Source organism: Mycobacterium sp. MFM001 (genome assembly GCF_003402475.1).
Classification (GTDB): Bacteria; Actinomycetota; Actinomycetes; order Mycobacteriales; family Mycobacteriaceae; genus Mycobacterium.
Window position 1 is genome coordinate 304,378 of the sequence record NZ_BFAB01000006.1, and the last position, 17,474, is coordinate 321,851.

15 protein-coding genes are annotated in these 17,474 nt (G+C 67.4%); 4 read left to right on the forward strand and 11 right to left on the reverse strand.

Annotation, left to right across the window (positions count from 1 at the left end; genetic code table 11):
- Window position 1: 1 nt before the first annotated feature.
- The 4 genes from glgX to MFM001_RS13275 all read right to left on the reverse strand — a co-directional run bounded on the left by glgX (window position 2) and on the right by MFM001_RS13275 (window position 5,583).
- The gene (gene glgX / locus MFM001_RS13260) at window positions 2-2,179 is read right to left on the reverse strand and encodes a glycogen debranching protein GlgX (protein WP_116375723.1); all 2,178 of its coding nucleotides are present in this window, start codon (window positions 2,177-2,179) and stop codon (window positions 2-4) included.
- A 29-nt stretch (window positions 2,180-2,208) separates the two neighbouring features.
- Entirely contained in the window at window positions 2,209-4,374 is a 2,166-nt protein-coding gene (locus MFM001_RS13265; protein ID WP_116375724.1) for an acyltransferase family protein, read from the reverse strand.
- 58 nt (window positions 4,375-4,432) lie between these two features.
- On the reverse strand, window positions 4,433-5,014 hold the full coding sequence (gene ripD, locus MFM001_RS13270; protein ID WP_116375725.1) for an NlpC/P60 family peptidoglycan-binding protein RipD: 582 nt from the start codon (window positions 5,012-5,014) through the stop codon (window positions 4,433-4,435).
- 188 nt (window positions 5,015-5,202) lie between these two features.
- Window positions 5,203-5,583, reverse strand: coding sequence for a hypothetical protein (locus tag MFM001_RS13275; RefSeq protein WP_116375726.1), 381 nt, complete (start codon window positions 5,581-5,583; stop codon window positions 5,203-5,205).
- 96 nt (window positions 5,584-5,679) lie between these two features.
- Between MFM001_RS13275 and MFM001_RS13280 the strand changes: the two genes are divergently transcribed.
- The 4 genes from MFM001_RS13280 to MFM001_RS13295 all read left to right on the forward strand — a co-directional run bounded on the left by MFM001_RS13280 (window position 5,680) and on the right by MFM001_RS13295 (window position 9,389).
- The gene (locus tag MFM001_RS13280) at window positions 5,680-6,966 is read left to right on the forward strand and encodes an adenosylmethionine--8-amino-7-oxononanoate transaminase (RefSeq protein WP_116375727.1); all 1,287 of its coding nucleotides are present in this window, start codon (window positions 5,680-5,682) and stop codon (window positions 6,964-6,966) included.
- Window positions 6,967-7,060: 94 nt separating this feature from the next.
- Window positions 7,061-8,203: an 8-amino-7-oxononanoate synthase gene (locus MFM001_RS13285; RefSeq protein WP_116375728.1), complete on the forward strand. Its 1,143-nt coding sequence runs from the start codon at window positions 7,061-7,063 to the stop codon at window positions 8,201-8,203.
- Window positions 8,200-8,880: a dethiobiotin synthase gene (gene bioD / locus MFM001_RS13290; RefSeq protein WP_116375729.1), complete on the forward strand. Its 681-nt coding sequence runs from the start codon at window positions 8,200-8,202 to the stop codon at window positions 8,878-8,880. The genes MFM001_RS13285 and bioD overlap by 4 nt, the downstream gene beginning before the upstream one ends.
- On the forward strand, window positions 8,880-9,389 hold the full coding sequence (locus tag MFM001_RS13295) for a 2'-5' RNA ligase family protein (protein ID WP_116375730.1): 510 nt from the start codon (window positions 8,880-8,882) through the stop codon (window positions 9,387-9,389). Before bioD ends, MFM001_RS13295 begins: the two co-directional genes overlap by 1 nt.
- Here the strand turns inward: MFM001_RS13295 and MFM001_RS13300 are convergent.
- The 7 genes from MFM001_RS13300 to MFM001_RS13325 all read right to left on the reverse strand — a co-directional run bounded on the left by MFM001_RS13300 (window position 9,386) and on the right by MFM001_RS13325 (window position 17,470).
- Window positions 9,386-10,771, reverse strand: a complete 1,386-nt coding sequence (locus MFM001_RS13300; RefSeq protein WP_116375792.1) for a mechanosensitive ion channel family protein — start codon at window positions 10,769-10,771, stop codon at window positions 9,386-9,388. The two genes, MFM001_RS13295 and MFM001_RS13300, sit on opposite strands and share 4 nt — an antisense overlap.
- A 5-nt stretch (window positions 10,772-10,776) precedes the next feature.
- Entirely contained in the window at window positions 10,777-12,834 is a 2,058-nt protein-coding gene (locus tag MFM001_RS13305) for an adenylate/guanylate cyclase domain-containing protein (protein ID WP_116375731.1), read from the reverse strand.
- A 108-nt stretch (window positions 12,835-12,942) separates the two neighbouring features.
- Window positions 12,943-14,274, reverse strand: a complete 1,332-nt coding sequence (locus MFM001_RS13310; RefSeq protein ID WP_116375732.1) for a hypothetical protein — start codon at window positions 14,272-14,274, stop codon at window positions 12,943-12,945.
- Window positions 14,275-14,323: 49 nt separating this feature from the next.
- On the reverse strand, window positions 14,324-14,686 hold the full coding sequence (locus tag MFM001_RS13315) for a hypothetical protein (RefSeq protein ID WP_116375793.1): 363 nt from the start codon (window positions 14,684-14,686) through the stop codon (window positions 14,324-14,326).
- 8 nt (window positions 14,687-14,694) lie between these two features.
- Window positions 14,695-16,503, reverse strand: coding sequence for a hypothetical protein (locus MFM001_RS13320; protein WP_371685535.1), 1,809 nt, complete (start codon window positions 16,501-16,503; stop codon window positions 14,695-14,697).
- Between the two features lie 155 nt (window positions 16,504-16,658).
- A complete protein-coding gene (locus tag MFM001_RS24625; protein WP_192886930.1) occupies window positions 16,659-16,835 on the reverse strand; it encodes a hypothetical protein in 177 nt (58 codons plus the stop codon).
- A 17-nt stretch (window positions 16,836-16,852) separates the two neighbouring features.
- A complete protein-coding gene (locus tag MFM001_RS13325; RefSeq protein ID WP_116375734.1) occupies window positions 16,853-17,470 on the reverse strand; it encodes a TetR family transcriptional regulator in 618 nt (205 codons plus the stop codon).
- Window positions 17,471-17,474: the final 4 nt, after the last annotated feature.

Below are 17,474 nucleotides of genomic sequence, written 5' to 3' on the forward strand. Positions count from 1 at the left end.
GTTACAACGTCTTACGCAAGACGAGCAGAGCACGGGCGGGCAGCGAGATCTCGTCGCCGTCGTTGACCACCAGCTCCACGTCACCGGTGGGATCGGTGGTGTCCAGCACCGCCGTCCACTCCCGCGCGTAGTCGTCGTGCGGCATCACGAAGTCGACCTCGTGGTCGTGGGCGTTGAAACACAACAGAAACGAGTCGTCGACGATCCGCTCGCCGCGGCGGTCCGGCTCGGGGAGCGCCTCGCCGTTGAGGAACACCGCGATGCTCTTACCGAAGTCGCTGTCCCAGTCCTCGGGTGTCATCTCCGCGCCGGCGGGCGTCAGCCAGGCGATGTCACGGACCTCGTCGCCCCTGCGGATCGGCTGGCCGGCGAAGAACCGGCGACGGCGAAACACCGGGTGATCGGTGCGCAGGGCGGTGACCTTGCGGGTGAAGGCCAGCAGATCGGCGTTCTTGTCGGCCAATGACCAGTCCATCCAGGACAATTCGGAGTCCTGGCAGTACACGTTGTTGTTGCCCTGCTGGGTGCGGGCCATCTCGTCGCCGTGCGCGATCATCGGCGTGCCTTGCGAGACCATCAGCGTGGCCATGATGTTGCGCATCTGGCGGGCGCGGAGCGCCAGGATGTCGGGGTCGTCGGTGGGTCCCTCGACGCCGCAGTTCCACGACCGGTTGTAGCTTTCGCCGTCGCGGTTCTCTTCGCCGTTGGCCTCGTTGTGTTTCTCGTTGTAGGACACCAGGTCGTTCAGCGTGAACCCGTCGTGGGCGACGACGAAGTTGATGCTGGCGGACGGGCGTCGCCCGGTTGCTTCATAGAGGTCCGACGACCCGGTCAGCCGGGACGCGAACTCGCCCAGGGTTGCGGGCTCGCCCCGCCAGTAGTCACGCACAGTGTCGCGATATTTCCCGTTCCACTCGGTCCACAAACCTGGGAAGTTGCCGACCTGGTAGCCGCCCTCGCCGACATCCCACGGCTCGGCGATCAGCTTGACCTGACTGACCACGGGGTCCTGCTGCACCAGATCGAAGAACGCGCTCAACCGGTCGACGTCGTAGAACTCGCGGGCCAGGGTGGACGCCAGGTCGAAGCGGAAGCCGTCGACGTGCATCTCGGTCACCCAGTACCGCAGCGAGTCCATGATCAGCTGCAGGGTGTGCGGGTTGCGGGCGTTGAGGCTGTTGCCGGTGCCGGTGAAATCCTTGTAGAACCTCAGGTCTTCGTCTTCCAGCCGGTAGTAGGCGGCGTTGTCGATGCCGCGGAAGTTGATCGTGGGACCAAGATGGTTGCCTTCGGCGGTGTGGTTGTACACCACGTCGAGGATCACCTCGATGCCGGCCTCGTGGAAGGTGCGGACCATGGTCTTGAATTCGGCCACCGCCGCGCCGGCCTGCCGGTTGGCCGCGTACTGGTTGTGCGGGGCGAAGAAGCCGAAGGTGTTGTAGCCCCAGTAGTTTCGCAGCCCCAGCTCGACCAGTCGGTGGTCGTGCAGGAACTGGTGCACCGGCATCAGTTCGATCGCAGTGACATTCAGCGACTTGAGGTGCTCGATGATCGCCGGATGAGCCAGGCCGGCGTAGGTGCCGCGCAGTTCTTCGGGGATACCGGGATGGGTCTGGGTCATCCCCTTGACGTGCGCCTCGTAGATGATCGTCTCGTTGTACGGCGTGCGCGGCGCGCGGTCCGACGCCCAGTCGAAGTACGGGTTGATCACCACGGAAGTCATCGTGTGCCCGAGCGAGTCGATCCTCGGGGGAGTGCCGGTGTCTGCGGGGTCCTTGGCCGCGGCGGCCATGTCGTAGGAGAACAGCGCCTGGCCGAATTTGAAGTCGCCGTCGAACGCCTTGCCGTACGGGTCGAGCAACAGCTTGCTGGAGTCGCAGCGATGTCCGGCTGCCGGCTCGAACGGCCCGTGCACGCGAAAGCCGTAACGCTGGCCGGGGCCGACGTTCGGCAGATAAGCATGCCAGACGTATCCGTCGACCTCCTCGAGGTTGACGCGGGTTTCGGCACCGTGCTCGTCGATCAGGCACAGCTCGACTTTTTCGGCGATCTCGGAGAACAACGCGAAGTTCGTCCCGCCGCCGTCGTAGGTGGCCCCGAGCGGATAGCTGTTGCCCGGCCACACCGTGGTCAGAGTGGGCACGCTGTCCGATTGCAGGCCTGAGCTATTCGATGCCATCAGATAAACCTATCCGTGCCGCAGATGGGTCACCACCAACCGGTTGCCGCAGCGATCTGCCGGCCGAGTTCGCCCGCCAGCGTCCGCATGTAGGTGGCGGACAAATGGTGAGCGTCGTGGTATATCAGCACGTTTCCCTCGACCGCGCGGCACATGTCGGCCCGGCAGATCGCATCGCTTAAGTCCAGTGGCTTCAGTAGCGGGAACTGCCCGACGAAATCGAGGGTCGGGTTGTGCTCGGACAGCACCTCGGAACGCTTGATCCCGCACGACTGCGCATTGCCGCCCTTGGCCAGGCAGTCGGCCGGCTGGAACGGGTTGCCGTCTTTGACGAGCCACGGCGTATCCCGCATGGCCAGAACCGGAATGTTGTTGTCGGAGAACGCTTGCCAGATGCCGATGTAGGTTGCCGGCATCACGTCTCCGGGTTTGATGTTCCACGGCCGGGTGGACGTGGTGAACACGTAGTCGGGACGGTCCGCGATCACCTTGGCCATGGTCTTACCCACCCACTCGTGGCACTGCGGGTAGGCCTCGTTGTTGCCCATGATCAACGGGACTTCCTCGGTGGACAGCGGGCAGCCCATCTTCAGGTAGGTCACCACCTTGAAGTGGTGCATGCGGCCCAGCAAGTCGAGTGCGGTGAGCCAGTGTTCGGCGTGCGAGCCGCCGGCCAGTGCGATGGTGCGGGTGGCGTCGTGGTCGCCGTAGGTGCAGTTGATCAGCGCGGGGTTGTTGAAGTCACTGATGCAGCCGTCCCGGGTCGACGGCGGCAGGTCGTTCTCGGCTTCCAGCACGGTGGGCCGCATCCGCAGCTTGGGCACCCGCACGTGTTTGACCAGCGCCCGCGCCCCCGGATAGTCGCGTGCGGAAAGCCCGCTGAGCTCCTTGCCGTCAGCGCGTTGCACGGTGACGTGCTCGCGCCAGGTGAACGACGTGGCGGTCAGCGTCACGCCGAGCAGCGCCACCACCGACCCGAGCGCGATCGTCGGCCGGCGCAGTCGTGTGCGCCACGGGATCACGGGGTGCGGCGTGGGATTGGCCGGCGCCCGGTACCGCAGCGGATCCTCGACGTGGCGCATGGTCAGGTAGGCCAGCACACCGGAGATCAGCAACACCGCGCTGCCCTCGAGGAAATTGGCCCGCCGGTGGCCGGTATAGGACAGCCAGAAAATCAGCAGCGGCCAGTGCCACAGGTACAGCGAATACGCCATCGACCCCAGGGTCACCAGTGGCCCGGTGGCCAGCATCCGGTTGGGCAGGGGCAGCCGGTCGCGGGTGCCGGGATCCGCCTGGCGGTTGGCCCCGGCCAGGATGAACAGCACAGTGGCGCCGACCGGGACCAGTGTCCACGGCCCGGGGAACTCCCGGACGCCGTCGATCAGCGCACCGCAGGACACGATCGCCGCCAGGGCGACGGTCGCCGCCAGCGTGCGCAGCCACATCGGCCAGCGGATGTAGGGGACCAGCGCGCCGGCCAGCGCCCCCAGCAGCAGCTCCCAGCCGCGGGCGAAGCTGTTGTAGTAGGCGGTCGCCTGGTTGGCCTGGTGAGCGAAGATCGCGAACACGAACGACGCCGTCGTCAACACGCTCAGCACCACGATGAACGTGGCCCGCAGCCGGTGCCCGAACCGGCGCCGGCACACATACGCCAGGCCGAAGACCAGCGCCAGGAACGCGATATAGAACTGGCCCTGCACCGACATTGACCAGATGTGCTGCAGGGGGCTGACCGCCTCGCCCGCGCGCAGATAGTCGGCCACGGTGTGCGCCAACTCCCAGTTCTGGTAGTAACCCAGGCTGGCCAGGCTCTGGTTGGCGAAGGTCTCCCAACGGGTCTGCGGCTGCACCAGGATGGTCAGCACCGCACATCCGGCCAGCACCACCACCAGCGCCGGCAGCAGCCGGCGGATCAGCCGGGTCACCTCGGGCAGCAGCGACAACGACGACGCGGGGTTGAGCGCGCTGCGAAGTACCTTGCCGCCGAAGAAGAATCCGGACAGTGCGAGGAACACGTCGACGCCGCCGGAGACCCGCCCGAACCAGACGTGGAACATTGCGACCAACGCGATCGCGATGCCGCGCAGGCCGTCGAGATCGTGGCGGTAGAACCCTGTCTTGCGGTTCCCCATCGCGGCTGGTGCAGAATCCGGGACGGCCACAGGCGCCGGGCGGGTCGGGGACAGGGCAATCATGATCGACAGTCAATTTACCTAACCTGTCGACCGTCCCCGGCCCCACACGGAGCGCGAATTACTCGATGATCCGGGTCAGGTAGGGAACCATGTTGGTGGTGCGGGCGGCCGAGACCGTGACGGCAGGCTCGGTCGCTTCGATCATCTGCCCGTTGCCCAGGTAGATTGCGACGCTCTGGCTGCCGCCGGGTCCGTAGCACATCAGGTCGCCGCGACGGGCCTGCGCGGGCGGGACCTTACGCCCGACGTTGCATTGCTCGCCCGAGGTCCGCGGCATCTTGATCCCGGCGCCGGCGAAGGCGTACTGGACCAGTCCGGAAGCGTCGAAGCCGACGGTTCCCGCGTTAGGGACGGTGACAGCGCCCGGCAGGGTGGGCGTACCCGGGTAGGTGCCGGCACGCGGAACCGTGCTGATCCCCGGGACGGAGTTTCCGCTTTGGCGGACGCCGTTGGTGGGCCCGGCAGCGTTGCCGCCGCCGTAGACGTACGGTACTCCGCGCTGAGACAGTGCGCGCTGGATCACGATGTCGATGGGCTGCCCATACCCTGTTCGCTGGTCGGCGGTCGCGAGCCCAGGGGCGACGACCGCGGGGGCCGCCAATACCGCCAGGCTGGCCGCGACGGCGTAAACGCGTTTCATGGGATTCCACCCCTCTCGACCGCTGCTTTCACAGCAGCCACTTAAATCACTCCTGTAACAGAGGGTACCGCTGGCCGGGGTGCCGGCTGACCTGCAGCGGATAAATTTGTCGGACCGTGACCGAACGGTGACCGCTGCTGTGCCGCGGCCAATTTCGCGGGGCCCGTTGTGATTTGGCTCTCAGCGCCTCAACGCCAATACGGTTCGCTGAACGCGGTGATCGCCGAGCCGGCCAACGAGCTGAGCATGACGATGGCGACCGCCAGCAGCGGCCAGAAGAACAGGTACCAGCCCTTCACGACGGACACGAACGGGCCGATCACCGCCGCGGCCGCCGCCGCACCGATCCCGCCCCACACGACCGGGTAGATCCACTGGTCGATCCCGAACGGCGCCGGCGGGCAATTGTCCGCCGGGCACACCTGGGCGAGGAAGCCGAAAAGATGCGACGGCAAACCCGTCGTGACGGCCACGACCACGACCACCACCCATATCGCGGCGGTGCAGATCAGGTCCCAGAGCGCCAGGCGCACCCGTGGCCTCGGCGGTTGGTCGGGGTCGGTGGTCATGTCGCCAAGTGTTGACGAGCAGACGCAAAATCCCCCAATTTCGTGCCGAAAAGGGGGATTTTGCGTCTGCTCGCCATGGACCTACCCTCGGTCTCCATGCCCGCGTTGACGCCACAGCAGATCAGCGCGATCGATGCCGCGCATCTGTGGCATCCCTACAGCACGATCGGCGCGGAAGCCGTGGCGCCGGTGGTGGCCGTCGGCGCCCGCGGTGCATGGCTGACACTGGTCCGCGACGGCGAGCCGGTCGAGGCCCTGGACGCGATGAGCTCCTGGTGGACCGCGATCCACGGCCACGGCCATCCGGTGCTGGACAAGGCGCTGGCCACCCAGCTGGACACCATGAACCACGTCATGTTCGGCGGGCTGACCCACGAGCCCGCCGCCCGGCTGGCCCAGCTGCTGGTCGACCTGACCCCGGCCGGCCTGGAGACGGTGTTCTTTTCCGACTCCGGGTCGGTGTCGGTGGAGGTCGCGGTCAAGATGGCGCTGCAGTACTGGCGCAGCCGCGGCGAGTACGCCAAACGCCGGCTGATGACCTGGCGCGGCGGCTACCACGGTGACACCTTCACCCCGATGAGCATCTGCGACCCCGACGGCGGCATGCACAAGCTGTGGACCGACGTGCTGGCGCCGCAAGTGTTCGCCCCGCAGGTGCCTCGCGACTACGACCCGGACTACAGCGCCACCTTCGAGGCCCAACTGGCCGAACACGTCGCCGAACTGGCGGCGGTGGTGGTCGAACCCGTCGTGCAGGGCGCCGGCGGGATGCGCATTCACGACCCGCGCTACCTGACCGACCTGCGCGACATCTGCAGCCGGCACGGGGTGCTGCTGATCTTCGACGAGATCGCTACCGGCTTCGGCCGCACCGGCGAGTTGTTCGCCGCCGACCACGCCGGGGTCAGCCCCGACATCATGTGCGTGGGCAAGGCGCTCACCGGTGGCTACCTCAGCCTGGCGGCCACGCTGTGTACCGCCGAGATTGCGCAGACCATCACCGCCTCGGGCCCGTTGTTGCACGGGCCGACGTTCATGGCCAACCCGCTGGCCTGCGCGGTGTCGGTGGCCAGCGTGGAACTGTTGCTCGGCCAGGACTGGCAGAAGACGGTTGCCGGCATCAGCGCGGGGCTGGCCGCCGGGCTCGAGCCGGCCCGCGGTTTGCCCGCGGTGACTGACGTGCGGGTGTGCGGCGCGATCGGCGTCATCGAATGCGACCGGCCGGTCGACCTGGCCGTGGCCACCCCGGCGGCGCTGGACCGCGGGGTGTGGCTGCGGCCCTTCCGCAACCTGATCTACGCGATGCCCCCGTTCATCTGCACACCCGCGGAGATCGCGCAGGTCACCTCGGCCATGGTCGACGTCGCACGCCTCGTGGGCTAGCAGTGGCGACCCGTCCCCCTCGCCGCTCCGCGGTTGGGGGTGCCCCCAGCGCCCGGCTCCGCCGCGCTGGCGATCGCCACTAGGCTCTTAGCCGATGACGCAGATCGACGTGTCGCCGCTGGCGTGGCTGGAGGCGGTGGAACAGCAGCGCCGCGCGGCCGGGTTGCGGCGCTCGCTGCGGCCGCGCCCGCCGGTGGCCACCGAGCTGGATCTGGCGTCAAACGACTATCTGGGTCTGTCGCAGCATCCCGCCGTCATCGAGGGCGGAGTCGACGCGCTGCGCACCTGGGGGACCGGCGCAACCGGGTCGAGGCTGGTCACCGGTGATACCGAGCTGCACCAGGAGTTCGAGACCGCGCTTGCCGAATTCGTCGGCGCCGCAGCGGGTTTGGTGTTCTCGTCGGGATACACCGCCAATCTCGGTGCGGTCGTCGGGCTGTCCGGTCCGGGATCGCTCGTGGTGTCCGACGCGTTCTCGCACGCGTCGCTGGTCGACGCGTGCCGGCTGTCGCGGGCCCGGGTGGTGGTGACCCCGCACCGCGACGTCGACGCCGTCGAGGCGGCGTTGGCGGCGCGCGACGAGGAGCGCGCCGTCGTCGTCACCGACTCGGTGTTCTCCGCCGACGGCGCACTGGCACCGCTGCGACAGCTGCACGAGGCGTGCCGCCGGCACCGCGCGCTGCTGATCGTCGACGAGGCGCACGGCCTCGGGGTACGCGGCGGCGGTGGCCGTGGGCTGCTGTACGAGCTCGGGCTGGCCGGCGCGCCGGACGTGGTGATGACGACGACGCTGTCCAAGGCGCTCGGCAGCCAGGGCGGCGCGGTGCTCGGCTCGACCGCCGTGCGTGACCACCTGATCGACGCCGCCAGGCCCTTCATCTTCGACACCGGGCTGGCACCCGCGGCGGTGGGCGCGGCGCTGGCGGCGCTGCGAGTTCTGGCCGCCGAGCCGTGGCGGCCGAAGGCGGTATTGCAGCACGCGCGCACGCTGGCACAGATCTGCGACGTCCCCGAGGTGCCGGAGTCGGCCGTCGTCTCGGTGATCCTGGGCGACCCCGAGGTGGCGCTGGCCGCCGCCACCACCTGCCTGGACGCAGGGGTGCGGGTCGGGTGTTTCCGGCCACCGACGGTGCCCGCCGGCACCTCGCGGCTGCGGCTGACCGCGCGCGCGTCGCTGGACGCCGACGAGCTCGACCTGGCCCGCCGCGTGCTCACCGACGTGCTGTCAGGCCGTTGACGGTCCTGGTCGTCACCGGCACTGGGACGGGGGTCGGCAAGACGGTCGCCACGGCGGCGCTGGCCTGCCATGCCCGCCAGGCCGGCCTGGACGTCGCGGTGTGCAAACCCGTGCAGACCGGCACCGATGCCGGCGACGACGACCTCGCCGACGTGGCCCGGTTGTCCGGCGCCACCAAACTGGTTGGGGTGGCGCGCTATCCCCGGCCGCTGGCCCCGGTGGCCGCCGCCGAGCTGGCCGGGATGAGCCTGCCCACCCGGGACGACGTGCTCAGCGCGATCCGCAGTATCGACCAGCCCGGCCGGTTGACCCTCGTCGAGGGCGCGGGCGGTTTACTGGTCGAGCTGGTGCGGGACGGAATCACGTTGCGCGACATCGCTATTGGTCTGGGTGCGGCGGTGCTGGTGGTGGCAACCGCCGAGCTGGGCACCCTCAACCACACCGCGCTCACGCTGGAAGCCCTTAGCACACAAGGACTTTCGTGCGCCGGACTGGTGATCGGCAGCTGGCCGGCGCAGCCGGGAACGGTTGAGACCACCAACCGCTGCGCGCTGGAGCGGCTGGCGCCGGTGCGGGCCGCGTTGCCCGCGGGGGCCGGATCCATGGGGCCCGCGGAATTCTCGGCAATGAGCGCGCAGGCGTTCGACCGCGACTGGGTGACGTCATTGGCCGGCTGATGGTTCACTCGATCGAGCTGGTCTTCGACCACGACAGCGAGACGGCCATCCGCCGGATCTGGGAAAGCCTGGCCGCCGCCGGCATACCCAGCCAGGCGCCGGCGTCGCGCCCGCACGTCACGCTGGTCGTGGCCGAGCACATCGCGCCGGACGTCGACGCGCTGCTAGCGCCCGTCGCGCAGCGGCTCCCGCTGACGTGCACCGTCGGGGCGTCGCTGCTGTTCGGCAAGAGCAGTGCCATTCTGACCCGGCTCGTCGTGCCGACAGCCGACCTGCTGGCGCTGCATGCGGAGGTGTACCGGCACTGCCTTCCGCACATGACGCCGGCACCCATGCCCAACTGCCTGCCCGGGCAGTGGACCGCGCACACCACGCTGGCCCGCCGGGTCGGCGGGCATCAACTGGGCCGGGCGTTGCGCATCGCGGGGCGCCCGGCGCAACTCGACGGCCGCTTCGTCGGGCTGCGCCGCTGGGACGGCAAGCAGCGCGCCGAACATCTGATCGGCTAAGCGGGAACCCGCGCCTGTTGCACCCGGGCGCGGCGCTCGTCGATCGCGCGACCCAGGTCCTGCAACAGCAGCGGTTTGTGCATCACCAACTCGACGAGGTGATCGCGGTCGATTTCAAGCGCCGTCACCTCGGTCACGGCATGCGCGTCGGACAGGTTGGGTTGGCGGGTCAGCGCGGTCACGCCGAGGAACGCGCCTTCGTCCAAAGTGCCGACCACGACGACCGATTCGTCCTCGGCGACCGCGGTCAACCGGATGCTCCCGGCGATCAAGAAGGTCATCTTGGCCGGCACACGACCGGCCTGCTCGACGATCTCGCCTTCCCCATAGCGGACGATTTTCGCGTGCGACCGCAGTGCCTGCTGATCGGTTTGATTGAGCCGCAATGCCGGAGCCACCACTGTCTGCAGCGCCTGTTCGATGCGCTCGGTTGTCGAGATGTCGTCGTCGGCGCCGTCGAGGTGAAGGCCCTCGCGCCGCGAGGCATACCAGAGCCACCGCAGAAACGTGGCCTGCGCCGCGGAGTCGTCTGCGGGCGACTTCAAGCCGATCGTTATGCGGTACTCGGCGCCGCCCGCGGGCATCGACGTTGCGGCAACGTCGGTTCGGCGTTGCGGCAATGCGGTGGCGACTCGCGTCAGCAGCGCGCACACCCGGTCGGGCGGGTCGGCTTCGGAGAACGTGGCCGTGATCACCAGGTGGTGTCCGCCCGGTGGACGGCTGAGATTGGTGAAGGAGGTAGTGGCGAGCACCGAGTTCGGGGTGATCTGCAGCCCGCGGCCCGTCTGGATGTGCACGGCACGCCAGTTGGCCTCCACGATCTGGCCCCGGGCGGCGGGGGTGTCCAGCCAGTCGCCGATCCGGAACGGCTGCTCGAACAACATGAACAGGCCAGAGACGATCTGCCCCACGGAATTTTGCAGCATCAGGCCGATGACCACCGACGTCACACCCAACGCGGTGAACAGGCCGCCGACCCGCACGCCCCAGACGTAGGACAAAATGACCGCCAGGCCCGCGCCGATCAGCAAGAACCGGGTCACGTCAAGGAAGATGCCGGGAATCCGCTGCCGCCAGGATCCTTGCGGTGCGCCCTCGAAAACCGTTGCGTTCAGCCCGGATAGCAACAGCACAAGCACCACAAAGCCGAACACCGTCGCGAGTACACGTACCGACGTAAAGTGGGCGGGCATCTTCGCCACCTGGACGAGCAGGACCAACAGCGCACCCAACGGCACCAGATACGTGCGCAGCAGCATGACGGGCCGAGCGAGGTGACTGCTCTTGCGGACAAGGCTCTGATGCCACTCGGTAAGGCCGATCAGCAGCAGCGGCAAGCCGAATACCAGGCCCGCGGCCCAGTAAAGCGTTGACGCGCCAATGCTGTTCACTGTTCCTCCGACAATTGCCAGATCTGCTGTTCGACGCCCCCGACGGTGATGCTGCCTGCCGGCACGAACTGGCGGATGTCGCGCATCGCCTCGTACACCTCTGCGGTGACATAAACTCCTGATTGCCCCGATTGTGTTGTGCCGCTGCGCATCTGGTACGCCAGGTTGACTGCTGCGCCCCACATGTCGTAGACCATGCTGGATCGCCCGACCAGTCCGCTGATGACGTTGCCGGTGTTGACACCGGCTTTCAGGGCCAGATGGTAGCCCGTGCGGCTGTTGAATCGCCGGATGATTCCCTGCATCTCGACGGCGAATTCAACGGTGCGGTGGATGCTGTCCAGGCGGGGAACGTTCAGCCCACAGCTGGCGAGGTAGCCGTTGTGCAGTGTGCGAATCGGTTCGACGCCAAGTGCTTCCGCGGCGGAGTCGAGCTCCTGGATCAGCTCGTCGACGATGCCCACCAATTCGTGGCCCGGTAGCCGGTTCGATATCTCGTCCAGGCCGATGATGTCGGCGAAGATGACGGTGACGTCGTGGTGTTCTTGGGCAATCTGTTCGCCCTCGCGGTAACGCTGCGCCACCGGCTCGGGCATCAACGACCCGAGCAGGCGGTCATTCTCTTTCCGCTGTTCGGTCAGCAGATCTTCTTTGATCTGCAAGTTCCTGCTCATCTCGTTGAAAGCGGCAGTGAGGTCACCGATTTCATCGTGTGAGGTCACCGGGATCGTGACGTCGTAGTTCCCCGAGCTGATCTCCTGCGTGCCGGCCTGCAACCGCCGGATGGGCCGGACGAATATCTGGGCCACCAGTAGCGCCGCGACGCAGACGGCGAAAACCATTGCCGTGGTGGTCACCACGAGTGTGCGGGTCAGCGACTCGATCCGGGCGTTGGCCTCGTCGGTTTCCCTGGTTGCCAAGATCGACCAGTGCAGGTCAGAATTCGGCAGGCTCAGCGGAGCGTAGGCGACCAATTCCCGACGGCCGAGATAGCTGGTGTCGATTGTGGTTCCGGACTCGCCGCGTTGGGCGGCGGCCACCGCCGCGGTCGCGACGGGTTGCACCAGTGTGGTGCCGCCCCACCTGATCGCCTTGTCGACGGTATCGGGCCGGGTCCCGGCCGCGACCGCCTCACGCTTGTATCTCTGGGGGTCTTCGAGGAATAGCCGTGAATCGGAACGCATTACGTTGTCGGGCCCGGCGAGATAAGTCTCGGCGGTGCGGCCCATGCCGGCGGCCTCCCAGTGCTTGTCGGCCGTCATGATGCGGTTCACCTTGGCGATCGGCAACGGCAGCGCCAGCACTCCCGCCGCTTTACCGGGCGGGCCGATAGGCGCGACCAGCCACGCGATGGGCGCGCCGAGTTGAGGCTGGTACGGCTGAAAGTCGGTGATCCACACGAAATCTGTGGAGTTCGCGGCCATTGCCTTCTGGTAGGCGTCGCGCAGGTTGGATTGCCGATAGGGGCCGTTCAAAATGTTGGTGCCCAGCGACGGGCTTTTCCGCACGCTGTAGACCACGTTGCCGCGGGTGTCGAGCAGCAACGCGTCCCGATATTCGAAACGGACGGCGATCTCGCGGAAGTAGTCGTTGAAGCGGGCATTCGCGGCCGACCAGGCGCTGCCGTCGCCGGCGTCGGAGGACGTGCCCGCGACGGTGTAGTGCGCTTGCAGATATTTCTGCGAATTGCTGTTGGGCAACAGCGCACCCAGATCCAGCTTGGTGCCGGTGTCGCGCTCGACCGGTTTGATCAGCTTGTCGGTGTAGTAGTTCACCAGCGCCTGCTGCTGGCCCGGATCGATCGTCGCGTTGGACAGTTGGTCGAAGCCGGCGGTGAAGGCCTGCACGGCATCCATTGCGGTGGACCCGCGGCTGTAGATGACAAGCGAATTCGTCAGGTCGGAGAACAGTGTTTCCACCGCCCGCTTCTGTGCCTCGCGCATTTGCGTCATCCGCTCGGATGCGGCGGGCACCAGCGCGTTACGCGCTGCGACATATTCGACCACGCCGATCACACCCAACGATGTGAGGCTGGACAGCAGCAACAGCACCATGACCTTGGACTGAATGCTGATCCGGGACAGGGTGCGCGGGCGACGCTTACGTTTAACCGGGCTGGTCGAGTGCGGCGACGTCAATTCGCTTCCTTTCGCCCCGGCGACCTACCCGCCGAACAGCAGATACAAACCGGTGAACGTGTAGCCCACCATAACCAGCATCATCGTGAGTTGCCCAGTGAGTTGATGGCCGGCCGGCAACAACCGCAGCGCTTTGTCATGGGCGGCGATCACCGCCACGATGTGGCCGGTCACCACGCAGGTCACCTTGACCGCGGCCAACGCCGAAGGATGCATCGACAGCGCATACGCCACGTGTAAATGGGCCAGCCCCAACAGGTTCCAGCCCCGTCCGAGCGGATCGGCCAGCGCGAAGACGGCCTGCTGGCCGCGCTCCACGAGATAGGACAGGTAGTGGGCGAAGATGTAGCCCACCACGATCGGGATCAGCGAGTGCGCCATCTGCCCGGGCAGCGCGCGACGCTGGTCGCGGTCCACCCCGCCCGTCGCCCGTGCAGCAAGCGAAAAGGTCAGCGCCACAACGCAGATGAATACCGCAAGCCCGATGGTCCGCAGCGCCGGCGACGGCACGGTCGGCGCGAGTCGGTCGGCGAAGTTGCGCCAGGTCGGCGACGCGGAGTAGCTGTCGAATGCGGTCGACCCGAGCAGCACCGCCACCATGGCGACCACCCCCGGCCGAACCGGCAGCGACGGCAGATGGTCGAACGGGTTGCCGATCACGATCTGCCCCGACACCGTGTTGCGGCGAAACGGCGAAAGCCGCGACACCGCCATGCTGTACACCCCGAACGGGTCGACTCGGGCCAGCCAGCGCTGCCCGCACAGCCATGCTCCGCCCAGCAGCACCACGGCATAGATCAGCAGCCACCACCTGACCCACGGCAGCGACGCCGGGTTGGGGCTGGCCAATTCCATCCAGACGAACGCGAACAACCCCGCCGCGGCGGGTCGATAACCCCAGCTTTCGGGATAGCACAGCCGCGGTCGGGCCAGCCGTTCCGGTACGACGCGCCGCAGCAGCAGATACACCGTGCGCACCGGCGAGATCACCCGCCACACCGGCCCGCACAGCAGCGACACCGCCACCAAGCCGACCCACAGCAGCACGTAGAACACTCCGAGGAGGGCGTTGCTCGGGTTTTGCCGCCCCCACAGCCCGGCCATCACGACCCAGGCGGTGAACAACAGCGTCGCGCCGGCCGCGATCGCGCGAGTCGCCCGGGCGTCCACCAGCGCGGTGACCACTTCCGGTAACGGGCGGCCAGGCTTATCCGGATCGAATCTCGGCTTGCGCCAAGCGAATGCGACCAACGCGAAGGTGAATGTCAGTGCCCAGGCGGCGCCGACCATCGCATAGGCATAGGGGACCGGAAGGTCGCTCGAGCCGCCCAGGCCGTGCGCCAGGACGGATGTCATTGGCGCCTCTCCTCCTCATCGCTTCGCTCTGCATCGTCGCCGGCGCGCGTCACGGCCGCACTTGGATGGTCGCGATCGTCCGGTCCAGGTGATGTAGTTCGACGTCGACGTTGCCCGGCACGTCGACGCTGAACTGGAAGGTCTGGTTAGGTGCGGCCGCAACCTGGAACTCGTGGTCCGGCACGGAGTGCACGTGCAGTTCGTCGGGGGCGTCGCTGGTGACCCGGAACGTGATCGGCTGGCGGACTTTGGCCTGCAGTGTGGCGTTAGCCGGGGTGACCTGGCCATGGGCGATGGTGACGTCGACGACGAGGGCGTTCGTCGATGAGCCCTTGTCCGGCGAACCGCCGCAGCCGACGAGACCGCACATCAACACCGCAGCCACCGTGACCAGCGCGCTGCGAACCGTCATCGACCCCATCACGCGGCTTGCGGTGGTGAACGGTCGGCCGCTGCTTCTTCGGGTTGGGTAGGGGCGGTGTCCGCGGCGTTGATGCGGCCGGCACCCCAGGTCAGCCCCGAGATGACCATCAGCGTGAAGATCAGCACCACGATGCCGCCGGCGGTGAACAGCCACGCGGGCACGTTCGGGTCACGTTCGCGCTGCAGGATCGACACCTCGAGCACGAACGGCCGCGTGCTGGAGCCCAGCGCGGGAATCTCCGGCGCGGGGATGGCGTCGTCGGCCGGGGCGTAGATGGGCACCGCGGTCATCGTGTAGCCGTCCTGGACACGCAGCAGGGTTTTCCAGCTGCCCCACACCGGGACGGGCTGAGTCGACTTGTAATGCCCCGGCCCGACCCGATCGAGCCAGTCGATGTACAGGCCGCGGTGGTGTTCCATCCGGCCCTGCCAGGACAGGATCGTCACCCAATCCGGGTGGTCACTCACGAGGGTGGGCGGGTTGATCTGCACGTCGGCGGAGACCATCCGCTGCCCGGGTGGGCTGGGCACGTCGGTCAGGGTGATGGTGGCCGTGTCTTGTTTGGGCACCCGGATGTGCAGTCCGTTGGCCACCGCACCGCCGATCACCAGCACGGTCAGCGCCACCACCGCGATGCCGATGCCCCGCCCGGGCAGGGGTTGACTGGTCAGCACCATGCCCAGCATCGCCCCGCACAGTCCTGTCAGCACCGCCGCCGGCACCGCCATGGCCAGCGCTTGGCCCCACAGGCTTACCGGCCACGGGTAGTGATAGACGGCGCCGATCCACAGCGACTCCAGCCACAACCCGATGGTGGCCACCAGCAAGCCGCCGACGGCGCCGAAGAGGAGCGGGCGTCGGATAAGCGGTGTGAGGGCCAGCAATTCCACTACTACTGCCGGACCCAGATACAGCGGGAACCAGTTGATCGGCGCGCCCAAAATCGGGCCGACGACGAGTGCGACGGCACCACGCAAGGCGATTGCGAACAGCGCCGCGATGATCGCCGCGCCGCGGCCCATGGTCAACCGCGCGGCCACGGTACCGACCGCGGCCGCCGCGGCGATCAGCATCGGCTGAAACGCCAGCCGGAACTGCGGCACACCGAAGTCGAATTCGATCTGCCACACCGACATCCCGATCAGCAACCCGCCGAACGACAAATACCGCAGGAACTTGATGAGCGAGCGCTCATCTCGCGCGTAGGTACCTTCGGCGGGCGTATCCGGCAGCGCCCGTCCGCCTTCATACTCGAGCATCAACACCGCAAACAGGGAGAACCCGGCGCCGCCGATCATCATCAGATGCGTTGGGCCCCATAGTGTTACGTCTTGGCCGAAGATGCGATGCCAGATATCGTCGAGCGGGAAGCCGATCAGTGCGTACAGCCCGCAGCCGGCCATCAACACGCCTCCGACCGGTGCATACCAGTCGCGGGTGATCCGTACTGCGGCCGGACCGGGCTTGTCGAACGGCAAGACGACAGCGATCGCGCCGGCCAGGAAGATGCCGAACAAACCGATCACGATGAAGTAGTGCGCGGGGTTGGCCAGCGGGCCCGGGTCGCGGCCATTGCCGATATGCCAGCTGACGTCCCAGATGAACCCGAACAGCGCACAGATGATCGACGTGGTGAACACCAATACCGGCAGCGCGACCCACGACGGCCGATTGAACTTGTCTGCCAACCGGTCCGAGATTCGGGCCAACCAGCTGATGCGATGTGTGCGATGCGCATAACCCACCCACAGCATGGCCAGCGCGATCACCATTGCGGCGATCGACAGACCGATCACCTGGTTCAGCCCGGCGCCACGCGCCGGCGCCTCCGCAACAACCGATAGTCCCACTGTTATCCCCTCCAGGGCCGGGAGATCCGATCGCGAGCGTCAAACTTACTTCACAGTAGGTTGCCGATCGGCGGTGAGTTCAAACTTCGGCTGAATTGGTTACGCAGCGCTCAATCTCGCTTGTCGCCAACCGGCGTGCGCTCGCCCTGGCCGGCGCTACGCCGGTCTCGCAGTGCGACGTACAGCACGACCGCGGCGACGATCACGGCCGGCAGGAACGCCGGCAGCGCCAGCAAGAGATAGTGGTGCGCCAGATAATCGACGTGTGCAGTGCTGAGTGTGGTCATGTCCGCTACCACTCAAGCTACCCCGACAGCCGCATCGCGCCCGGCTGGCGCGGGCGGGCCGATTGGGCTGCTATGCCGTCGATGAGCAACCGCAGCCCGAAGTGGAATCCGCCACTGGGATCGGCGGATGGCTCGATCACCGACTGCGTTTCGGGTATGGCGCCCGCGGCATCCCACTGCATGCGGGACTGCTCGTCGACGGTGGCGCCCAGTACGTAATACACGATGGTGCGGGCCGCCAGCTCCGACTGCTCCGGGGGCAGCCCAGCTTCGGCGGCCGCGTCGGCCAGCGACGTCAGGATCTGGGTGACTGCGTGGGATTGTCCTGCGGCGAAGCTCGCCGAGACCAGTTCGGCGCCGTCGGTGTGCGAGAGCAGGGCGTCGCGCAGGCGCGCGCAGATCGTGCGCACCCGGAGCGGCCAGGCGGCGTCCGGCCGGGCTTCGGTGCCGGCCGGCTGCAAGATCCGGTCGGCGACGGCGCCCAGCAGCTCTTGTTTGCTGGGGAAATGCCAATACAGCGCGCCGGGTGTGATGCCGAGCTCGCGCGCGAGCCGGCGCATGGTCAGATCGGCGATCCCGTACTGGTCGAGGATCGCCGCGGCCGCTTCGACGACGTCAGGTTTGTGCAGTTGCACGCCG